Here is a 1,919-nt window from a genome sequence, read left to right as displayed (position 1 = left end):
TAAGTTTCTACAATCAATGCAAAGCAAAATATCCTGCTATGACAGAATCTAAAAGTTTAAATATAGTAGGACATTCACTAGGTGGAGCATTAGCCCAAATGCTAGCTTTAAGTATATGTGATGATAAAAATAAAGCAAATATCAATGAAGTTTATACTTTTAATTCGCCCGGTGCAAGAAATTTAAAGCCTCCTTATGATTTGATTAGTAATAATAGAAACATAATCTATCAAAAAGCATTGCAAAAAGCTAAAGAGTTGCTTATACGCGAAAAAAGTATAGAGCAAATAGTTTCAAATGCAATCAATAAGATTGATAAAATATTAAATAATCAATATTTGGGCATAACATTTGATTTTTTACAAAGAGATTTGGATTATATAGCTAACATAAATTATGTGATATTAGATACTGATCTTGTGTATTTTTACAAGACACTTATTAAAAACTATGAAAATAGGTATGCTAAAGATGACAAAGGAAATAACTATAAACTAAGCATAAGCGATAGAATCTTCCATATAGAATCACAAAATAAAACTAATGAAAAGCACCACGCTAATGAATCTATCAAAGAAAATGCTACACAGCATTTAGGCAAGGATATAGAGGGAAATTATTTTATTCTTAATCTTAACTTTGGTGGATTAGATTCACATAGTATCACTTCTATGGCAAAGATTTTATACTTTTATGCTTATTTGTATGAGGTAAATGAAAGCCTCATTGACACAACAAGCAAAGAGGTTAAAACAGAATACGAGCTACACAAAGATGAGTTTTTAAAAGAACATAACGAAATAGATACAAAAGAATATAGAGAATGCAAAAAGGCTTTGGAATATTGCAATACCATTGCTTTAGCGGTGCATAAGATTCTCTATAAACGAGAAGCAGAAAAAGATCCAAAAGAAGCACGAGAAAATGGTTATTATGAAGTAAAAAGCCCACCAAATTGGCTCTATGCTATCATAGAGCAAAGAGTCTTCGAAGCCCAGATAAAAACAAAGGAAGCAAAATTTCTCTTAGAAAAAGATACAAGCAACATCATTGAAGCAATATTGTATTTACAAGAAAAGGGAGTGTATATCCAAATCTTAAAAGAAGATGTAATTAAAGGCTTAGAAGCAGAATCTCTTTTAGCCTATCTTTTTGCTATCCAAGAGAGTTCATTTTTTGTGAGTGTGGATAAAGAGCTTAATCCACTGATACAAGATAGCCACACTGCCACTTCATTAATCGGATATATCACGGCTAGGACACAAATCTTTTGTAATCCAAACCGCAAAGCCGATGAGTTATTAATAAAATGCTATAAAAATGAAACTCTAGCATTATACCCTAGAGCAACACAAGGAATGGCACAATGAGAAATCAATTTAAAACACAGAGGTTTAGAATCTTTGAGAATGACAACGACATAATCCTTAGCATAGAAAAAGATAATTTTATCCTTGATATACAAGAACTTCTCCCAATCCTTAATTCCTATACCAAACAAGACAAACAAAGCATTCAAGAATACAATGTCTTTATAACTTTTGATGGTTGCACTCTTGCAGGCTCTAAAGAAACTCCTAACAATCCCTTATTCTTTGGTGAATTAGACAAAGAGGGCGTGTTTATAGAATCTAAGCCTGTGTATCACTTAATCGGCGAAACAGACTATGACACAAAAGATTCTAAAGAGAGCTTTACCCAAACTCTCCAAATATTCCTAAATAACAGCACCCTAACACTCTTAAACTATTCCCTCCTAGATTCTAGTCTCAATATTAAGTTAGAATGCAACTCCAAAGAATCTCAAGCAATATTAGAGAGAGAAAAAGCACAAAGAAAGCAACAAAAACACAATTCTAAAATGTAAGATTATTTGCAGAAAGCTTAAAATAACCAAGAATACAAACATGTAGCCCAAA

Annotated in this window: 2 protein-coding genes; both read left to right on the top strand. The window is 31.6% G+C overall.

Annotated elements, in window-relative coordinates; all coding sequences use genetic code 11:
• Positions 1-1,370, top strand: a 1,370-nt coding sequence (locus tag C6H17_RS00010) for a lipase family protein (protein WP_104731305.1), incomplete at its 5' end; no start/stop codon positions are given.
• Positions 1,367-1,867 carry a hypothetical protein gene (locus C6H17_RS00005; RefSeq protein ID WP_233714074.1) on the top strand — a complete coding sequence of 167 codons (501 nt, stop codon included), beginning with the start codon at positions 1,367-1,369 and terminating at the stop codon, positions 1,865-1,867. The genes C6H17_RS00010 and C6H17_RS00005, both read left to right, overlap by 4 nt.
• Positions 1,868-1,919: the final 52 nt, after the last annotated feature.

This window comes from Helicobacter rappini, assembly GCF_900198625.1.
GTDB classification, from domain to species: Bacteria; Campylobacterota; Campylobacteria; order Campylobacterales; family Helicobacteraceae; genus Helicobacter_A; species Helicobacter_A rappini.
The sequence above is the reverse complement of the archived record's forward strand: the minus strand, read 5'-3'. Positions and strand labels throughout refer to the sequence as shown.

What these genes read in the sequence shown, in the direction of transcription:
- C6H17_RS00005 (WP_233714074.1), top strand. Translation starts at nt 1,367, where the DNA reads ATGAGAAATCAATTTAAAACACAGAGGTTTAGAATCTTTGAGAATGAC.